Below are 18344 nucleotides of genomic sequence, written 5' to 3' on the forward strand. Positions count from 1 at the left end.
ATACGGGTGACTGTACTTGTGCGGCATGGGCAAGCACCATGCTCGCACTGCATCGCAGGTTGAACTACCTGCGGTGTGCCTTCATCTATTCTTTCTATTCCCTTCTTTGGTGCGTACTTCCATATGAGTTCCGCTCTGTCCATCCGGCAGCTAACCAAAACCTACGGCAACGGTTTCCAGGCCCTGAGTGGTATCGATCTGGACGTTGCCGAAGGTGACTTCTTCGCCTTGCTCGGCCCCAACGGTGCCGGCAAATCCACCACCATCGGCATTCTCTCCACCCTGGTCAACAAGACCAGCGGCACGGTGAATATCTTCGGCCATGACCTGGACAAATCCCCGGCAGCGCTCAAGCGCTCCATTGGCGTGGTGCCCCAGGAATTCAATTTCAACCAGTTCGAAAAGACCTTCGACATTGTCGTGACCCAGGCCGGCTACTACGGCATTCCGGCGAAAGTCGCCAAGGAACGCGCCGAGCAGTACCTGACCCAACTGGGCCTGTGGGACAAGCGTGACGTACCTTCGCGCTCGCTGTCCGGTGGCATGAAGCGACGCCTGATGATCGCCCGCGCCTTGGTGCATGAGCCGCGCCTATTGATCCTCGACGAACCTACAGCCGGCGTGGATATCGAGCTGCGCCGCTCGATGTGGACCTTCCTCACCGAACTGAACGAGAAGGGCATCACCATCATCCTCACCACCCACTATCTGGAAGAGGCTGAGCAGTTGTGCCGCAACATCGGCATCATCGACCACGGCACCATTGTCGAGAACACCAGCATGCGCAACCTGCTGGGCCAGTTGCATGTGGAAACCTTCCTGCTCGACCTGAAGAGCAACCTGTCGGTGGCGCCGCAGTTGCTCGGCTATCCAAGCCGGCTGGTGGACAGCCACACCCTGGAGGTGCAGGTGGATAAGGCCATGGGCATCACCGCGCTGTTCACCCAGTTGGCGACTCAGAACATCGAAGTGCTGAGCCTGCGTAATAAAACCAATCGCCTTGAGGAGTTGTTCGTGTCCCTGGTGGAGAAAAATCTGGCGAAGGTGGCGGTATGAGTTCCGAACTGCAACCCAACCTTGTCGCGCTGCAAACCATTGTTTATCGCGAAGTGAAGCGCTTTACCCGGATCTGGCCGCAGACCCTGCTGCCACCGGCGATCACCATGGTCCTGTACTTTGTGATCTTCGGTAACCTGATCGGCCGGCAGATCGGCGACATGGGTGGCTTCACCTACATGGAATACATCGTGCCGGGCCTGATCATGATGTCGGTGATCACCAACTCCTATGGCAACGTGGTGTCGAGTTTCTTTGGCAGCAAGTTCCAGCGCTCCATCGAAGAGCTGATGGTCTCGCCGGTGTCACCGCACACCATCCTCATCGGCTACACCCTGGGCGGCGTGTTGCGTGGCCTGATGGTGGGAGTGATTGTGACGCTGCTGTCCCTGTTCTTTACCCACCTGCAGGTGCATCACCTGGGTGTCACTATTCTGGTGGTGGTGCTGACGGCGACGATCTTCTCGCTGCTGGGCTTTATCAACGCCGTGTTCGCACGCAACTTCGATGATATTTCCATCATCCCGACCTTCGTGCTCACGCCGCTGACCTACCTGGGCGGGGTGTTTTACTCCATCACCTTGCTGCCGCCGTTCTGGCAGACGGTGTCCCTGGCCAACCCGGTGCTGCACATGGTCAACGCCTTCCGCTACGGCATTCTGGGCGTGTCGGATATCAAGATCAGTGTGGCGATCACCTTTATGATCGTTGCGACCGTGGTGCTGTATATCGGTTGTGCGCGGTTGCTGGTGAGTGGGCGTGGGATGCGTACATGATGTGGGATTGGAAATAACAAAACGGCCTCATCAGAGGCCGTTTTTTATTGGATGCACACAGAACAAATGTGGGAGCTGGCTTGCCTGCGATGGTATCGACTTCGCTTGACGGGTGTACGGAGGTGTCTGCATCGCAGGCAAGCCAGCTCCCACATTCTGGTCGGCGCACGTGCCTTAGATTTTCAGTGCCAGTTCGATCAGGGCATGCAGTTCTTCTACCGCCAAAGGCTGGGCCGAAAACAGAATACGAAACACCGTCGGTGCGGCGAGCAGGTTGATCAGATGGTCAACGCTCGGCGGCTGTTCCTGCGGGTAGCGGTCAACAATCACCTGCAACTGCCCACTCAGGATGCTCACGCAATACCCTGGCGTCGGGCTGCTTTGCACGTCGCGCATCATGTTGCGGCCTACGTCCGAACTCATCTCATCCAGGTATTGCTCGGCCCAGGCTTGCAGGTCGCCACGCAGGCTGCCGGTGTTGGCCGGTTCGGTATCGGGGCGCATACGGGCCAGGGCGACGTCGGCGAGCAGTACTGACAGATCGCCCCAGCGCCGGTAAATGGTCGACGGCGTGACGCCTGCACATGCCGCAATCATCGGCACGGTGACGCTGGAACGCTCATGGGCTTCCAGCAATTCGCGCACCGCCCTGTGGACGGATTCCTGTACCCGGGCACTGCGGCCCCCCGGGCGGAGGCCTTCTTTGATCGCCATGGGCAAGACCTTAACACAAAGAATTTGCTTTAAGCGCCAGCGAATAGCACACTGCGCAAAAGCAAAATATTAGCTTTAGCGGAGCGTGCCCATGTCCAGTGTCATCTCTCAGCGGTCCAGTCTGGCTTTTCTAGTGATCACGGTGCTGACCTTTCTCGCCGCCTCCAGCGCGCCGACGCCCTTGTACCAGGTGTATCAAGACCACCTGCATTTTTCGGCGGCCATGCTCACGGCCATCTTTGGTGTCTATGCCGTGAGCCTGCTGGCGGCCCTGCTGACGGTGGGGTCGCTCTCGGATTACCTGGGGCGCAAGCCGGTGATCTTCGTCGCGCTGCTGCTCAATAGTGTGGCGATGCTGCTGTTTATCAACGCGGACAGCACCGCCTGCCTGCTGGCCGCCCGCGCGCTGCAGGGCTTCGCGACTGGCACTGCCACAGCGGTATTGAGTGCGACGCTGCTCGATACCGACCGCGTCCGCGGCCCGATGCTCAACAGCCTTGCACCGATGCTCGGCATGGCCAGTGGTGGCCTGGGCAGCGGGCTGCTGGTGGAGTTCGCGCCGTGGCCAACCCAATTGATCTACTACACCCTGCTGGCCTTGATGGTGTTACAGGCTCTGTATATCTGGCGCCTGCCTGAAACGGTCAGCCGCATACCCGGCGCCTTGAAGTCCCTGGCGCCAACCCTGCATGTGCCGCCGCAGGCGCGCCGCGCGTTGTGGTTGGCGATGCCATTGAATGTGGCCGTGTGGGCGCTGGGTGGGTTTTTTTCCTCGTTGGCACCGTCGTTGGTGCGTGTCGCCACCGGGTCGACCTCGCACTTGATCGGCGGCGGGCTGGTGGCGGTGGTGACCTTGAGCGGCGCGGTGATGATCTACAGCCTGCGCAACCACGCGGCTGACAGGGTCATGCGCGTGTCGGCTGCACTGCTGGCCGTGGGCGTGGGGTTGCTGCTGGTTGCCGTAAACATCGCCAGCCTGTGGCTGTTCTTTGTCGCCAGTGTGATCGCAGGCCTGGGGTTCGGCGGCGGCTTCATGGGCAGTGTGCGCAGCATCGTGGGCCTGGCGTTGCCCCATGAGCGGGCGGGCCTGATGTCGGCGTTCTATGTATTGAGTTACCTGGCGTTCTGCGTGCCGGCGTTGTTGGCGGGTAACCTGAGCCGCGTGTTTGGCCTGGTCGCGACCACGGACGGCTACGGTGCGGTGCTTATCTTGCTGTCTCTCGGGGCCCTTGGTGGGTTGTGGTGGCGGGACTCGGCGCCAGCAAAGGCGAGGGCATAAACGTGGTTAATATAGATAAAACAGATAACAGTTAGAGATATTACCCGTTATATAGATATTCGATCAGGTTCTATCATGGCCTCAACCTCATATGAGGAAGAGGATTAACCATGACCTGCTCGACCACTCACCGCTACAAACCCTTCAGTCACCTGGCCCGTCCCCGGGAAGTGATTCGCCAGTTCACCCCGAACTGGTTTGCCGCGACCATGGGCACCGGTGTGCTGGCCCTGGCCTTGGCCCAGCTGCCAGTCAACCTGCCCGGCTTGCATGCCGTCGCCGAGGGCCTGTGGCTGTTCACTATCGGCTTGTTTGTGCTGTTCAGCGTGCTGTATGCCGCCCGCTGGGTGATGTTTTTCCACGAGGCGCGACGCATCTTCGGGCACTCAACGGTCTCGATGTTCTTCGGCACCATCCCCATGGGGCTGGCGACCATTCTCAACGGCTTGCTGCTGTTCGGCCTGCCGCGCTGGGGCGGTGATGTGATCCCGTTGGCCGAGGCCTTGTGGTGGCTGGACGTCGCCATGTCCCTGGCCTGCGGCGTACTGATCCCGTTCATGATGTTCACGCGCCAGGAGCACAGCATCGACCAGATGACCGCCGTCTGGCTGTTGCCCGTGGTGGCGGCCGAAGTGGCGGCGGCCAGCGGCGGCTTGCTCGCGCCGCACTTGGCCGATGCCCATTCGCAACTGGTGATGTTGGTGACCAGCTACGTGCTGTGGGCGTTTTCCCTGCCGGTAGCGTTCAGCATCCTGACCATCCTGATGCTGCGCATGGCCTTGCATAAGTTGCCTCACGCCAATATGGCCGCGTCGAGCTGGTTGGCCCTGGGCCCGATCGGTACCGGTGCCCTGGGCATGTTGCTGCTCGGTACGGATGCCCCCGCGATCTTTGCCACCAATGGCCTGGCCAGTGTCGGTGAAATGGCCCACGGCCTGGGCCTGATTGCGGGCATCACCCTGTGGGGCTTCGGCTTGTGGTGGATGTTGATTGCGGTGTTGATCACCCTGCGTTACCTGCGCGCCGGTATCCCGTTCAACCTGGGTTGGTGGGGCTTCACCTTCCCATTGGGGGTTTACGCCTTGGCCACGCTTAAATTGGCGAGCCTGTTACAGCTGGCGTTTTTCAGTGTGTTTGGCAGTGTGCTGGTGGTTGCGCTGGCGCTGATGTGGCTGATCGTGGCCAAGCGCACCGTGCAGGGCGCTTATAAAGGCGAGCTTTTTGTTTCGCCTTGTATTGCCGGGCTAGCGAATAAGTAAGCAGGATTAGGTAAAGTCGTGGCCTGATAAATAAAGGCCACGCAGGAACACGGACGACGATGAGCCATCCTTCCCAATTCACCTTGCTGCGCACGCGGCGCTTCTTGCCGTTTTTCATTACCCAGTTGCTGGGCGCGTTCAACGACAACATCTTCAAGCAATCGCTGATCCTGGCCATCCTTTACAAGCTCTCCATCGAGGGCGACCGCTCCATCTGGGTCAACCTGTGTGCTTTGTTGTTTATCCTGCCGTTCTTCCTGTTCTCGGCGTTGGCCGGGCAGTTTGGCGAGAAATTCAACAAGGACGCGTTGATCCGCGCGATCAAGATCGGCGAGATCGTGATCATGGCGGTGGGCGCGACGGGTTTTCTGACCAATCATCTTGAACTGATGCTGCTGGCGCTGTTTGCCATGGGCACTCACTCGGCGCTGTTCGGCCCGGTGAAGTACTCGATCATGCCCCAGGCATTGCACGACGATGAGTTGGTCGGCGGTAACGGCCTGGTGGAGATGGGCACGTTCCTGGCAATTTTGGCCGGCACCATCGGTGCCGGGATCATGATGTCTTCCACCCATTACGCGCCGGTGGTGGCGGTGGCGATTGTGGCCGTGGCGGTGCTGGGCTACCTGGCCAGCCGCAGCATCCCGCGCGCAGCGGCTTCGACACCGCAGCTGCGCCTGGACTGGAATATCTTCACTCAGTCCTGGGCGACTTTACGCATGGGCCTGGGGCAGACGCCGGCGGTGTCGCGCTCGATTGTCGGCAACTCATGGTTCTGGTTTGTCGGCGCGATTTACCTCACGCAAATACCTGCCTATGCCAAGGAATGGTTGTACGGCGACGAAACCGTGGTGACCTTGATCCTCACGGTGTTCTCGGTGGGCATCGCCCTGGGCTCGATGCTGTGCGAAAAGCTCTCCGGGCGTAAGGTGGAAATCGGCCTGGTGCCGTTTGGCTCATTTGGCCTGACCGTGTTCGGCCTGCTGCTGTGGTGGCACTCCGGCGGCTTCCCGCAGAACGTGCAAGCCAACGATTGGCTCGCGGTGCTCAGCTACGGCCAGGCGTGGTGGGTGCTGTTCGATATCCTCGGCCTGGGGGTGTTCGGCGGCTTTTACATCGTGCCGCTGTATGCGCTGATCCAGTCGCGTACCGCCGAGAACGAACGGGCACGGGTGATCGCGGCGAACAACATTCTCAATGCACTGTTCATGGTGGTCTCGGCCATCGTGTCCATTCTGCTGTTGAGCGTGGCCAAGCTGTCGATCCCCGAGTTGTTCCTGGTGGTGTCGCTGCTCAACATCGCGGTTAACACTTACATTTTTAAAATCGTCCCCGAGTTCACCATGCGCTTCATGATCTGGCTGCTCAGCCATTCCATGTACCGCGTGGAGCATCGCAACCTGCAAGCCATCCCGGATGAAGGCGCGGCGTTGCTGGTGTGCAACCATGTGTCGTTTGTCGATGCGCTGTTGATTGGTGGCGCAGTACGTCGGCCGATTCGCTTTGTCATGTACTACAAGATCTACCGCTTGCCGGTGCTCAATTTTATCTTCCGCACCGCCGGGACGATTCCGATTGCCGGGCGCCATGAAGACATTCAGATCTACGAGCAGGCGTTCGCGCGCATTGCCCAGTACCTCAAGGATGGCGAGCTGGTGTGCATCTTCCCGGAAGGCAAGCTGACAGCTGATGGCGAGATGAATGAGTTTCGCGGTGGGGTGACGCGCATCCTGGAGGAGACGCCGGTGCCGGTGATCCCGATGGCATTGCAGGGGTTGTGGGGGAGTTTCTTCAGCCGTGATCCGAACAAGGGTTTGTTTCATCGGATCTGGTCGCGGGTGGTGTTGGTGGCGGGCGAGCCGGTGGCTGTGGAAGCGGCAACGCCTGAGCAGTTGCAGGCTGTGGTGGGCGGTTTGCGGGGGAGTGCCAGGTAGTTTTTTGTTGTTTATCAGGGCCTCATCGCAGGCAAGCCAGCTCCCACATTTGACTGTATTCACAATTCAAAATGTAGGAGCTGGCTTGCCTGCGATAGCGGTAGTGGCTTAGGTGGAAATCTTGAGCCCAATCAGCCCGCAAATAATCAACGCCACACTCGCCAACCGAAACAACGCCATGGATTCTCCAAACAGTATAATCCCGGCAATCACGGTGCCCACGGCCCCCACGCCGGTCCAGATGGCATAGGCGGTGCCCAGCGGCAATTCCTTCATGGCCAGCCCCAACAACCCAAGGCTGACAGCCATGGCGGCAATCGTCAGGGCGGTGGGCAGCGGCTTGCTGAACCCGTCGGTGTACTTCAGGCCGACGGCCCAGCCCACTTCAAACAACCCGGCAAAAAACAGAATGATCCAGGACATGATGACCTCGCTTCTATCAAAGTGGGGTCGTCCCCGGGTGAGCGCTTGATAGCGTCGCGAGGTCGTCCCCGCGAAGTTCGGTAGAGTGCCGAAATTGGACCGGGCGATCAAGTTACGGCGTGGTTTCCAGGGCGCGGCGGTCTTCCTTTTCGCTCATGCGGCGGAAATAGGTCGACAGCAATGCGCCGGAAATATTGTGCCAGACGCTGAACAACGCACTGGGCACCGCCGCCAGTGGCGAAAAGTGCGCACTGGCCAGCGCGGCACCCAGCCCGGAGTTCTGCATGCCCACTTCCAGGGCCAGCGACTTGCGTTGCGCCAAGGGCAACTTGAACAGGCGCCCGGTGAAGTAGCCCAGCAGGTAACCGAAGCTGTTGTGCAGCATCACCACGGCCATGATCAGCAGGCCCGACTCGGCAATCTTGCCTTGGCTTGCGGCAACCACGGCCGCGACGATGATCACAATGCTGACCACCGACACCAGTGGCAGCACATCCACCGCATGCCTTACCCGATCACCGAGCAAGCGCTGCGCGACCACGCCCAGTACGATGGGCAGCAGCACCACTTGCAGGATCGACCAGAACAGTTCCATGAACGACACTGGCAGCCAGGCCGAGGCCAGCAGCCAGATCAACGCCGGTGTGAGCAGCGGGGCGAGGAGGGTGGTGACCGCGGCAATCGCCACCGATAACGCCAGGTCACCCCGGGCCAGCCAGGTCATGACGTTGGACGACGTGCCACTTGGGCAACAGCCGACCAGGATCACGCCAACGGCAATTTCCGCAGGCAAATGGAACGCCTGGCACAGCAACCATGCCACGCCCGGCATGATCACGAAATGCGCGACCACGCCCAAGGCCACGCGCCACGGGTGGCGAGCGACTTCGGCGAAGTCTTCCAGTTTCAAGGTCAACCCCATGCCGAACATCACCAGGCCCAGCAGTGGGACGATGGCGCTTTTCAGGCCGATGAACCAGCTGGGTTGGAGAAAGGCGACAACGGCAAAGATCAACACCCAGTAGGCAAAGGTGTTGCCGACGAAGCGGCTCAAGGCGGCGAGTGCGCGCATGGGGATGTCCTTTTTTATTCGATTTCCGAGTTGTCGATGCAATCAAATGTGGGAGCTGGCTTGCCTGCGATAGCGGTGTATCAGTCGGCACTGCTCTGGCTGACACTCCGCTATCGCAGGCAAGCCAGCTCCCACACTGACTGTGCCCGCATTGGATCGGTGTTGCTTAGATGCCCTGTGGTGTCTCTTCGCCGCCCAGTGCCTCGACCAACGCCGGCAGGAAATCGCCGAAGGTCAGCATCATCAAGGTAAAGCTGGCATCCAGTTGGCCCAGAGCTTCATCGCCGCCGTCCTGTTCCGCCTGGTCTTGCAGCAGGTCTTCGAACTTCAGGCGCTTGACTGTCATTTTGTCGTCGAGCATGAAGGACAGCTTGTCCTGCCACGCCAGGGACAGTTGGGTTACGACCTTGCCGGTGGTCAGGTGCAGCTGGATCTCTTCGCCGGTCAGGTCCTGGCGTTTGCAGCGCACGATGCCGCCGTCTTCGTGGGTGTCGCGCAGTTCGCATTCGTCGAGGACGAAGAAGTCATCAGCCGGTTTCTGGGTGGTGACCCAGTCAGTCATGATTGCAGTTGGTGCGGTTTTTACCGTCAGAGGGCGGACGGGCAGGGTGCCGATCACTTCACGCAGGGTCGACAGCAGGTCTTCGGCACGCTTGGGGCTGGCCGAGTTGACCAGGATCAGGCCCTGTTTCGGCGCGATTGCAGCGAAGGTCGACGAGCGACGGATAAAGGCACGCGGCAGGAAGGCCTGGATGATTTCATCCTTGATCTGGTCGCGCTCCTTCTTATAGACCTTGCGCATTTGCTCGGCTTCGATCTCTTCGACTTTCTCTTTAAGTGCATCACGCACCACGCTACCCGGCAGGATGCGTTCTTCCTTGCGAGCGGCGATCAGCAGGAAATCGCCGCTGACGTGAACCAGGGGAGCGTCTTCACCTTTACCAAAAGGCGCGACGAAACCGTAAGTGGTCAACTCCTGGCTTGCACAAGGGCGCGCCAGCTTGGTGGCCATGGCCGCTTCCAACGCCTCGGCATCAACAGGCAGATCTTGGGTCAGGCGATAGATAAGCAGGTTCTTGAACCACATGGGGTGAGTCTCTCCTCTATACAAAGGGGGGCATTATTCTCTTGATCACGCCGCAGGCCAACCCTGCCTAAGCCATTGGAAGGGCTGAAAAAAAAGATTTAAGAAAGTGCTTGCCAGACTTAGGGTCGCTCCGTAGAATGCGCGCCACACCGAAACGAAGGGTGATTAGCTCAGCTGGGAGAGCATCTGCCTTACAAGCAGAGGGTCGGCGGTTCGATCCCGTCATCACCCACCATTCGCTTCAAGTGTTACGCGCAGCGGTAGTTCAGTCGGTTAGAATACCGGCCTGTCACGCCGGGGGTCGCGGGTTCGAGTCCCGTCCGCTGCGCCATATTCGGTCACCTGGAATGCTGAACGCCAGGTAACCAAAGAAAGCCCGCTCATTGAGCGGGTTTTTTTCTGTCCGAAATATGGCAAAAAATCGTGCGCTAAACTTTTTTTAAATAAATTGCATTTAAATCAAGACATTACGATTTTTTGGTGTATGATGCGCCCACACCGAAACGAAGGGTGATTAGCTCAGCTGGGAGAGCATCTGCCTTACAAGCAGAGGGTCGGCGGTTCGATCCCGTCATCACCCACCATTCGCTTCAAGTGTTACGCGCAGCGGTAGTTCAGTCGGTTAGAATACCGGCCTGTCACGCCGGGGGTCGCGGGTTCGAGTCCCGTCCGCTGCGCCATATTCGGTCACCTGGAATACTGAACGCCAGGTAGCCAAAAGAAACCCGCTCATTGAGCGGGTTTTTTTTCGCCTGCGATTTAACGCGCCTTACGGTGCGTTGCGGCTGTGGCGGTAATCGCTGACGGCCTCGTACACCGCTTTACGCAGCCGGTTGATGCCACCGATGGGGCGGTGCGCTTCCAGCCCGAACCAGGGGTTGAACGACTGGTTATCGCACGCCAGGTTCTGCGCCGGCGTGTCGAAGTCCTGGGCGGGAATCCTGACCTTGGCCACGGTTTCATACGGCGCGTCGCTTTCCTTCCATTCGATGCTGGTGTCTTCGATCGGCATGAACGCCTGCGGGTTTTGCCGCTGGATCTGCAGCACAAAACACGCATCTACACGATCGGTGGACAGTTGCTGGTTGAGCGCGCTGCGCAGGAAGTTGGGCAGGTCCTGGTTCTGTTTGGGCAATACATAATCCGGGCAGCTTTGCGGGTCTGGCGCGACGCGAAACTTGGCGTTGGCCGCGCCAAACTTGTAGGGCGACACTGAAAAGTAAGTCGTCTGCGTCGGGCTGGCCGGTGCGGGCGCCAGGGTTGCCAGGGCGATAAACAAGTGACGCACTTGCCAACTGCGCGGGTCGAGCTTGGGAAAGAACGCCAGGACCTTCTTGCCATCCGCTTGCGCACCGATGTTCTGCGCGTATTCCGCGACATCGCTGACAAAGAAGTTCGGGTGGCTGAACATCACGAAATCCTGTTCGGTGCGCGCTTGCTGGTCGGCCATCAGTTGCTTGCCCGGCACATCCAACAGCTTGATGGCCATGCCGCGGGCATCGCGGATGCTGTCGAATTGCGGATAAGCGTTGCCGTTGGACAGGCGCATCGTCGCCTGCCAGGTCTTGCCCGGCTCGGCAAACACACCCTGGCGCAAGGCCGGGTCGAGATCTGCCAGAACGCTGACCTCGGCTTTCACGCACCCATGGGCCTTGGCATGGGCATCACGCAGGTAGCGAGTGCCTTCGCGATGCTGGTCAACGATGCGTACGGCGGTCTGGATGATGCCTTGGGTCATCGCCGCTTCACCCGGCGGGATCTGTTCCTTCACCGACACCGGGCCCCTGTGCTGCCAGGCGAACCAGGCCGTGGCCAACACCCACCCCAGCAGGCCCAGGCCCAGCAGCCACAGCAGGGTTTTGCCAACAAAGGCGCCAAGGCGTAGCCAGAGACGAGCAAGCATGGAGCGGTCCTTGTTTTGCGAGCGGATAATCATGGCAGTTGTTGCTCCAGCGGGCCGCCCAGCACCTTGAGGTATTCGAGCAGCGCCCAGCGTTCCTGCGGCAGCAGGCCACGGCCGATCACGCCATTGCCACGTTCGCCGGCACGGAATTCGTGGCCGCTGTTGTGGTTGCCGGTGATTCTGGTATCGAACAGGAAGGCATTCTTGAAGGCGATGGTCTCAAACCCCAGGTGACGCGGGTCGTAGTTGAAGGTGCCTTTATAGAAGGTAGTGCTGCGTTCGTCCTGGGGCGAGAGCAGTTGGTAGATCGTCGGCACTGAACCGTTGTGCAGGAATGGTGGGGTGGCCCATACGCCTGCCAGTGGCCGCGCCTTGTAGGCACGCAATTCGCGCACGCCGATGGGCAGGCCGAACCCGTCCAGGCCTGGGCGCTCGGCCGCGGTAACGCCGGCCGCACGGTAGGCATGCTCTTCGACGAAGGCGGTGACATAGGCCAAACCCTGGGCCACCGACATTTTTTTCAGGTCCAGCGGCGCGGTGGGGGTGGGGTGCAGTTCGACATTGAGCCGGGCCAGTTCGGCTGGGTCCCATTGCAACGCGCTGAGGTCATAGCGTTGGTCGGCAATGTTGTTGGCCGTGCCGGGGTCGGTGCCGATGTAGTTCACCGGCAGCATTTTCAACTGCTGCACCGGACGGCCGTTTTCCTGGGTGACGGTGGGTAGGTGGCAGCCGGCGCAGTTCTCGGCAAAGAGTGCGCGACCCTGGGCGGCGAGGGGCTTGTCGATGGCACCGAACAAGTCTTGCGGCCAGGTCGGCGGTTTGAGCCGTTGCAGGGTTTCTTCGATCAGGTGCAGGTCGCGCACCCGTACGCTGGACGGGTAGCGGGCATCGCCTTTGAGCGGTTGCCTGGCAGTGTCGAAGAACGTCAGGGTCGCGCCTACGCCAAGAGCTTCGCCGATGTTGCGCGCCATGGGCTGTTGGGCCGAGCCATTCCACTGCACCCAGTCGAAGGTCCAGATATCCCACAACTGCGGGTAGTCCACCGGCGCATTGGCGACGCGATAATTGTCTGGGGAAATAGCGTCGCCAAAACTGGCGTTGGCGATGCGCCCAAAGGCGTCAGTGCGGCCCGGGCCTTCTTCGGTGGGGTAAAGGCCGCGGTGGGTGTCATTCCAGGCAACCTTGAGGAACTGGTTCAGCGATTGCTTGAAGTCCTTGCGCAGTTGATCGCGCTGGGCGTCGTACTGATCCCCCAGGACCTTGTGGGCAAAGCGCTCGAACTTCCATGGGTTGTAATAGGTAGCGGCCAGGCTGGCGACCAGGGCCTGGCCGAAACTGCCGCCACGCAACGTGGGAACGCTGGAGGGCAGTACGTGTTGCGCCGAGCCGCCGTCGATACGCAGGGCCTGACCCTGGAAGTGTAATTCGCCGGTGTGGCAGGCCGCACAGGTGATATCCAGGTACTGAGCCTTGCTGTCGGCGTTCTGGTGCCGGGCGAACCCTACCGGCAGGTTGCCAGGGTTTTGCGCGGTGGGCACCTGTTTGGGATCGACCAGGAAGCCAAAGCGCGCCAGGTACTGCGGCGCGGCAAAGCGTTGCTCGGAGAACGGCAGCTCCAGGGCGGTGAACCAGTCGTAGTGCAGGCCTTTTACTTGAGTGCCCTGGGGCGTGAAGTAGTAGGTCTGGCGGTCGGCGGCACTCCATTGCTCCTGATAGTGCACCTGTTTCACGGGCACGTAATCCGGCAGCTTGGGGTTGAGGGTGTAATAGAGCACCACGGCCAGGATCAGGCCCAGTGCGATCAGTATCAGGAGTAAAACTCGGGAAAAAATGCGCAAGATAACTATCCTTGTCGAATTGTCGCGTTGTTATGCCACTGCGCCACAGGTGCGGCAAGTAGCGATTAGCCTGCTGGCAGGCGGTCCCGCGATCCGTCGCGGTGGCCCATGATAAATGGAAATGCTTTTAAACACGTGAACTTATCAGAAGTTTCCTGCTCACATGCCGGTAGCCATTGGTCGGGGCCGCCTGATAAGCTCGCGACTTTATTCGAATGCCCTTTTGGCGCATGAACAAGGAAATAGCATGAAACAGCATCGGTTGGCGGCGGCGGTGGCCCTGGTTAGCCTGGTACTTGCGGGTTGTGATTCGCAAACCAGCGTAGAGCTGAAAACCCCGGCGCAAAAAGCTTCCTATGGCATCGGCCTGAACATGGGCAAGAGCCTTGCCCAAGAAGGCATGGATGACCTGGACTCCAAAGCGGTAGCCCAAGGCATTGAAGATGCTGTCGGCAAGAAAGAGCAGAAGCTCAAAGATGACGAACTGGTTGAAGCCTTCGCCGCGCTGCAAAAGCGTGCCGAAGAGCGCATGACCAAAATGAGCGAAGAGTCGGCAGCTGCCGGCAAGAAATTCCTCGAAGACAACGCCAAGAAAGACGGCGTCGTCACCACCGCTTCCGGTCTGCAGTACAAGATCGTGAAGAAGGCCGACGGCGCCCAGCCTAAGCCAACCGACGTGGTGACTGTTCACTACACCGGCAAGCTCACCAACGGCACTACCTTTGACAGCTCTGTAGATCGTGGTAGCCCGATCGACCTGCCGGTCAGCGGCGTGATCCCGGGTTGGGTCGAAGGCTTGCAACTGATGCATGTTGGCGAGAAGGTCGAGTTGTACATCCCGTCCGACCTGGCCTACGGCGCCCAGAGCCCGAGCCCGGCGATCCCGGCCAACTCCGTGTTGGTATTCGACCTGGAGCTGCTGGCCATCAAGGACCCAGCCAAGGCAGAAGCAGCAGACGCACCTGCTGCACCAGCCGCCAAGAAGTAATCGGCGCCTGAACACACAACGCCCCGTCTCGACGGGGCGTTGTTGTTTTCGGGGTTGTATCAAAGGATGCAAAAAATTTCTGTGGGAGCTGGCTTGTCGGGTCGCCGCATCGCTGTGATGACCGCCAGACGCTCAGCACTCCAAATGTGGGAGCTGGCTTGCCTGCGATGACGGCCTGCCAGCCTACACCTACTAACTGACACACCACGATCAACCTGTGAGCGGGCTTGCTCGCGAAGGCGGCCTGGCAATCAACACAGTTGGATTGTGTACATATCCATTGCTGCGGTAACGGCCACATAGGGTTCCGCCCTGACGGCGGCTCACTTTGCAAGAGCGGCAAAGTAAGCAAAACGCTCTTGCCCCACCACTCGGCACCTCGCTCAGGCTCGGTGTGCCCGTAATCCGCCAGTGATTTTTTTGGGGGGGGGGCGCCGCCACGCGCCATCCATGGCGCGGGGCGGCTAAACCGGCATCCCTGCTACAGCCTGTAAAGTTGTGTTGATGCGTAAGGCAATCGCAGGCAAGCCAGCTCCCACATTTGGAGCCCGGGGTGTCTGGGAGATAGGCATCGGCTGGCAGGCTGCCACGTCGTACCGGGTCGTGTAGATGTCTATCGCTATCGCACGCCAGCGAGCCCCTGCGTTGAAGCCTCTGCAAATCCAAACGAACGTCCGCAATCGGACACAGTCTGATATAAGACTCGAGCACGGGTAGCCGCACATACATGCCAAGTCAATGAATTCTTGGGTTTTTTTTATGTGCGCAAAAAACGCCCGATCTGACTGTAGGCCTTGTAGTCCGTGGCTTTCAGCCGATAAAACAGGCTCTGTTCACAAGGTTATCCACAATTTGTGTGGATAACCTTTTATGTCGCCTGGAACTGGAGTGCCCTATGAAACCACCGTTCAATTTCACCCGTTTCCTGCCCATGGCCGCACGTCTGCTCGGCCGTGGCCGCCTGCCCACCCTGTTGTTTGCCGTCGCTGCCAAAGGCTCAAGCCAGGGCAATCGGCTGGGCCAGCTAAAGGACGATCTGAAATTGCTCCAGGCCCTGTGCCTGGCTTACTGGCGCGGCGAATACCGAGCGATCAGCCCCAAGGCGCTGATCTCGGTGGTAGCGGGGCTGATGTACTTTCTCAGCCCCATTGATGCAATCCCGGACTTTATTCCGATGTTCGGCATGTTCGATGACATCGCCGTGCTGGCGTGGGTCATGAAGACCCTGAGCGGCGAACTGAGCGCCTTTCGTGCGTGGCGCGATGCGCAACGCCCGGAAAAACTCGCGGTGGTTGAGCGCCTCCCCGCGACGCCTGAGCTGCTGGCCCGGGAAAACCCACAAAAAAACTAATGATGCCGGGTATCCCCCGGCGACCTTCGTGGCTGTTAGGATTACACTTCTAAGGAAAGAACTTACTTAGTAAGTGTTTTTATCCTACGGGGCAGTCATGGATATTCAGATCATTTCACGCGATGGCGCACCCGAATACGCGGTGTTGCCATGGGACCAGTACCAGGCGCTGCTAAAAGCTGCCGGTCAGCAGCAACCTACACCCGCTTCTTCCCCTGCCGCCTCTACCGCCATTGATCAGGACCTGCGCCCGCTCGCAGCCCTGCGCGGCCTGCGTGAAGCCAAGGGGCTGGCTATCGAGACCCTGGCACGCACAGTGGGGATCAGCCCCTCATACCTTGGATTGATTGAAAGTGGTGAACGCCAGCCGGATGCCGCCATTCGCCGCAGCCTGGCTTGGGAATTGGGCGTAGCAGGTTGGAGGGATGAGTCTTGAGCCTACGTATTAGCCGTCAACACTGGGATGGGTTGCTCAACGAACTGGATCAGGCGCGGCGCCAGCGCCATTTGCTCACCTACCGTGCACTGCTTGAGCGCCTGCAATTCCCCACGCCGGCCATGCAGACCCTGGCGGCGGCCCTGGAGCACCTGGCGGCACTGGATGCCAAGGCCGAGCAGCCGCTGCGCAGTTCCCTGGTGATCAGCCAGGGCGCCAGCCGCCTGCCGCGCACCGGTTTTTTCGAATGTGTGGAGCGTCTGGGGCGGTTCAGCGGGCCGTCCGATGGCGTCGCCGCCGCGTCCTGGCATGCATCCGAAGTGGTGCGGGTGTTCGAGTACGAGTATCCGGAGTCCGCCGAGGCCTAAAGCGCCTGGGGGCAGGTGTCCATGCTGTCGATCACGTGGATGCTGTAGCCCGCCACATCCTTGGCATGGTGCTTGGCTTGTGACGCCAGCTCTGCCAACTGGCTGGCATCGAGTTGTGCGCAGGCCTGTGGATACAAGTGCACTACACCGATGGACAGCGACAGCAACGCAAACTCCTGGCGCACGCCCTGGCGATTGAGGGCCACGAAGCACCCAGCCTCCAGATGTTCAGCGCGGTAGAAGCGTCGGCATTGGGTATGGAAGTCATCCAGCAACTGGTTGAGCCGCTTGCGCCAATCCTGCGGGCCCAGCACCAGCAAAAAATCATCCCCACCAATGTGCCCGACAAAGTCGCGGCTGGGGTCTACCCGGTCGTTGAGGCACTGCGCCAGGCACAGCAGCACTTCATCCCCGCGCCCGTAGCCGTAGATGTCGTTGAACGGTTTGAAACTGTCGATATCCACATAGCAGATCACCGACTCGCGCTGTTGCTGCAGCAGCCGGGTGAGGCATTGCTGGATCGGCACATTGCCAGGCAACAGGGTCAACGGGTTGGCGTAGCGGGCCTGCTGGATTTTCAGCTCCGTGATCAACTTGAGCACGTCGATGACCCGACCCAGCCCCAGGTAATCACCGTTCAGGGTGATGATGAAATCCTCTTCGATGCGTTGCCGTGCGCGGCTGGTCAATAAGCGGCTGACCTGCTGCAAGGACTGGCTCAGTTCCACCGCCAAAAAGTCATCGCTCATCAAGCGGCTGATGGGTTTACGTGCAAACAGATCGGTCGCGAACGGCTTGAGCAACGCGTCCGACAACGAGTGCCGGTGCACAATGCCGACCGGGCAACCGCGGCCGTCCAATACCGCCAGCGAGTTGAGGTTGGCCTGGCGGCGGAACGATTCCAGCACTTGGGCGGTGGCGGTGTCTTGATCCACGGCGGGCTGCTCATTGAGCAGGGCGCTCAAGTCACTGCCTTCGTCATTGAGGGCCAGCGTGGCGTTATCCGGCTTGGGCAGCATCAGGCGCGCTTCCTGCGGCGGCTTTTCCTGAGGGCGGCAGAGCAGGTAGCCCTGGACCAGGTCGACGCCCATCTCCGTCAACACCGCCAGTTCTTCCGGCAACTCGATGCCCTCGGCAATCACTTGGGCGCGGGACGCCCTGGCGATCTGCAGGATCGAGCCGACAAACTCACGCTTGAGGGCGTCCTGGTGAATGCCGTCGATAAAGTGCCGGTCGATCTTCACGTAGTCCGGGCGCAGTTCGGACCACAACCGCAAGCTGGAATAACCGGCGCCCAAGTCATCCAGTGCGATGGCAAAACCCATGTCGCGGTAGTGGTGCAAGGCAGTTTGCAACAGCGCGAAATCGTCGGTGGGTGCCTGCTCGGTTAGCTCGATTACCACCTGGCTGGGAGAAATGCCGAAGTCGCGTAACAGTTGCAGGGTGCGCCCTGGCTGATGTGCGTTCTCCATCAAGGATTCGGGCGAGATATTGAGGAACAGCTTGCCGGGCAGTTTCTGCTCGCTGAAGCGCCGGCATGCACTCTCTCGACACGCCATGTCCAATTCGCTCAGGCGCCCTGCGTGGCTGGCCACCGAGAACAGTGCGACGGGGGAGTGCAGCGGGCTGTTGGACGGGCCACGACTGAGGGCTTCATAACCGAGGATACGCCGCTCCGACAGGCAAATGATCGGTTGGAACAGGCTGTGCAAACTGCCTTGAGCCAGGATTGAGCCCAATGCATTCAGCTGTTCGGTCATGGTCATGGCGGTCTCGATCAAAAAAAAGGACCGCAGGCGTAAACCTGCGGTCCTTTTATTTCACGACAGAATGATGTCTATATGATGACACTCCGAGGAG

Annotated in this window: 16 protein-coding genes and 4 tRNA genes; 13 read left to right on the top strand and 7 right to left on the bottom strand. The window is 59.8% G+C overall.

The genetic code is table 11. The features are described from left to right. Nucleotides 1–123: 123 nt before the first annotated feature. The gene (locus tag HU730_RS00450) at nt 124–1056 is read left to right on the top strand and encodes an ABC transporter ATP-binding protein (protein ID WP_186527879.1); all 933 of its coding nucleotides are present in this window, start codon (nt 124–126) and stop codon (nt 1054–1056) included. Then, nucleotides 1053–1832: an ABC transporter permease gene (locus HU730_RS00455; protein WP_005786689.1), complete on the top strand. Its 780-nt coding sequence runs from the start codon at nt 1053–1055 to the stop codon at nt 1830–1832. The genes HU730_RS00450 and HU730_RS00455 overlap by 4 nt, the downstream gene beginning before the upstream one ends. Nucleotides 1833–2006: 174 nt before the next feature. Here HU730_RS00455 and HU730_RS00460 read toward each other — a convergent pair whose 3' ends face one another. Continuing rightward, complete coding sequence (locus tag HU730_RS00460; RefSeq protein WP_089042723.1) at nt 2007–2546, bottom strand: TetR/AcrR family transcriptional regulator; 540 nt, start codon at nt 2544–2546, stop codon at nt 2007–2009. Between the two features lie 91 nt (nt 2547–2637). On the opposite strand from HU730_RS00460, the gene HU730_RS00465 reads away from it, so the two are divergent. From HU730_RS00465 to HU730_RS00475, 3 genes are all read left to right on the top strand, one after another. Then, on the top strand, nt 2638–3825 hold the full coding sequence (locus HU730_RS00465) for an MFS transporter (RefSeq protein WP_186527880.1): 1188 nt from the start codon (nt 2638–2640) through the stop codon (nt 3823–3825). A gap of 110 nt (nt 3826–3935) precedes the next feature. Beyond that, entirely contained in the window at nt 3936–5084 is a 1149-nt protein-coding gene (locus HU730_RS00470; protein ID WP_034127234.1) for a TDT family transporter, read from the top strand. A gap of 59 nt (nt 5085–5143) precedes the next feature. After that, nucleotides 5144–7018, top strand: a complete 1875-nt coding sequence (locus HU730_RS00475; RefSeq protein WP_186527881.1) for an MFS transporter — start codon at nt 5144–5146, stop codon at nt 7016–7018. Between the two features lie 108 nt (nt 7019–7126). On the opposite strand, the gene sugE is transcribed toward HU730_RS00475, so the two are convergent. From sugE to rdgC, 3 genes are all read right to left on the bottom strand, one after another. After that, a complete protein-coding gene (gene sugE, locus HU730_RS00480; protein WP_010211634.1) occupies nt 7127–7441 on the bottom strand; it encodes a quaternary ammonium compound efflux SMR transporter SugE in 315 nt (104 codons plus the stop codon). Nucleotides 7442–7553: 112 nt separating this feature from the next. Then, nucleotides 7554–8513: a bile acid:sodium symporter family protein gene (locus HU730_RS00485; protein WP_003190129.1), complete on the bottom strand. Its 960-nt coding sequence runs from the start codon at nt 8511–8513 to the stop codon at nt 7554–7556. Between the two features lie 166 nt (nt 8514–8679). Further along, nucleotides 8680–9600, bottom strand: coding sequence for a recombination-associated protein RdgC (gene rdgC, locus HU730_RS00490; RefSeq protein WP_005786703.1), 921 nt, complete (start codon nt 9598–9600; stop codon nt 8680–8682). A gap of 159 nt (nt 9601–9759) precedes the next feature. On the opposite strand from rdgC, the gene HU730_RS00495 reads away from it, so the two are divergent. The 4 genes from HU730_RS00495 (at nt 9760) to HU730_RS00510 (ending at nt 10280) form a co-directional block, all read left to right on the top strand. After that, a tRNA-Val gene (locus HU730_RS00495) sits at nt 9760–9835 on the top strand. A 19-nt stretch (nt 9836–9854) separates the two neighbouring features. Continuing rightward, nucleotides 9855–9931: transfer RNA gene (locus HU730_RS00500), tRNA-Asp, on the top strand. Nucleotides 9932–10108: 177 nt separating this feature from the next. Beyond that, a tRNA-Val gene (locus HU730_RS00505) sits at nt 10109–10184 on the top strand. Between the two features lie 19 nt (nt 10185–10203). Next, a tRNA-Asp gene (locus HU730_RS00510) sits at nt 10204–10280 on the top strand. 89 nt (nt 10281–10369) lie between these two features. On the opposite strand, the gene HU730_RS00515 is transcribed toward HU730_RS00510, so the two are convergent. Then, nucleotides 10370–11503 carry a catalase family protein gene (locus tag HU730_RS00515; RefSeq protein ID WP_032901960.1) on the bottom strand — a complete coding sequence of 378 codons (1134 nt, stop codon included), beginning with the start codon at nt 11501–11503 and terminating at the stop codon, nt 10370–10372. A 29-nt stretch (nt 11504–11532) separates the two neighbouring features. Continuing rightward, nucleotides 11533–13341 carry a di-heme-cytochrome C peroxidase gene (locus tag HU730_RS00520; protein ID WP_106118725.1) on the bottom strand — a complete coding sequence of 603 codons (1809 nt, stop codon included), beginning with the start codon at nt 13339–13341 and terminating at the stop codon, nt 11533–11535. 247 nt (nt 13342–13588) lie between these two features. Between HU730_RS00520 and HU730_RS00525 the strand changes: the two genes are divergently transcribed. The 4 genes from HU730_RS00525 to HU730_RS00540 all read left to right on the top strand — a co-directional run bounded on the left by HU730_RS00525 (nt 13589) and on the right by HU730_RS00540 (nt 16484). Further along, complete coding sequence (locus tag HU730_RS00525; protein WP_003190133.1) at nt 13589–14329, top strand: FKBP-type peptidyl-prolyl cis-trans isomerase; 741 nt, start codon at nt 13589–13591, stop codon at nt 14327–14329. An 895-nt stretch (nt 14330–15224) separates the two neighbouring features. Continuing rightward, nucleotides 15225–15680 carry a DUF1232 domain-containing protein gene (locus tag HU730_RS00530; protein WP_060764815.1) on the top strand — a complete coding sequence of 152 codons (456 nt, stop codon included), beginning with the start codon at nt 15225–15227 and terminating at the stop codon, nt 15678–15680. A gap of 97 nt (nt 15681–15777) precedes the next feature. Next, nucleotides 15778–16116 (top strand): helix-turn-helix transcriptional regulator, encoded by a 339-nt coding sequence (locus HU730_RS00535; protein ID WP_034127238.1) that lies wholly within the window; start codon nt 15778–15780, stop codon nt 16114–16116. Next, nucleotides 16113–16484: a hypothetical protein gene (locus tag HU730_RS00540; RefSeq protein WP_005786715.1), complete on the top strand. Its 372-nt coding sequence runs from the start codon at nt 16113–16115 to the stop codon at nt 16482–16484. The genes HU730_RS00535 and HU730_RS00540 overlap by 4 nt, the downstream gene beginning before the upstream one ends. Here HU730_RS00540 and HU730_RS00545 read toward each other — a convergent pair. After that, entirely contained in the window at nt 16481–18250 is a 1770-nt protein-coding gene (locus tag HU730_RS00545) for a bifunctional diguanylate cyclase/phosphodiesterase (protein WP_054897872.1), read from the bottom strand. The two genes, HU730_RS00540 and HU730_RS00545, sit on opposite strands and share 4 nt — an antisense overlap. Nucleotides 18251–18344: the final 94 nt, after the last annotated feature.

This window comes from Pseudomonas sp. SWRI22 (genome assembly GCF_014268395.2).
Taxonomy (GTDB): Bacteria; Pseudomonadota; Gammaproteobacteria; order Pseudomonadales; family Pseudomonadaceae; genus Aquipseudomonas; species Aquipseudomonas paracarnis.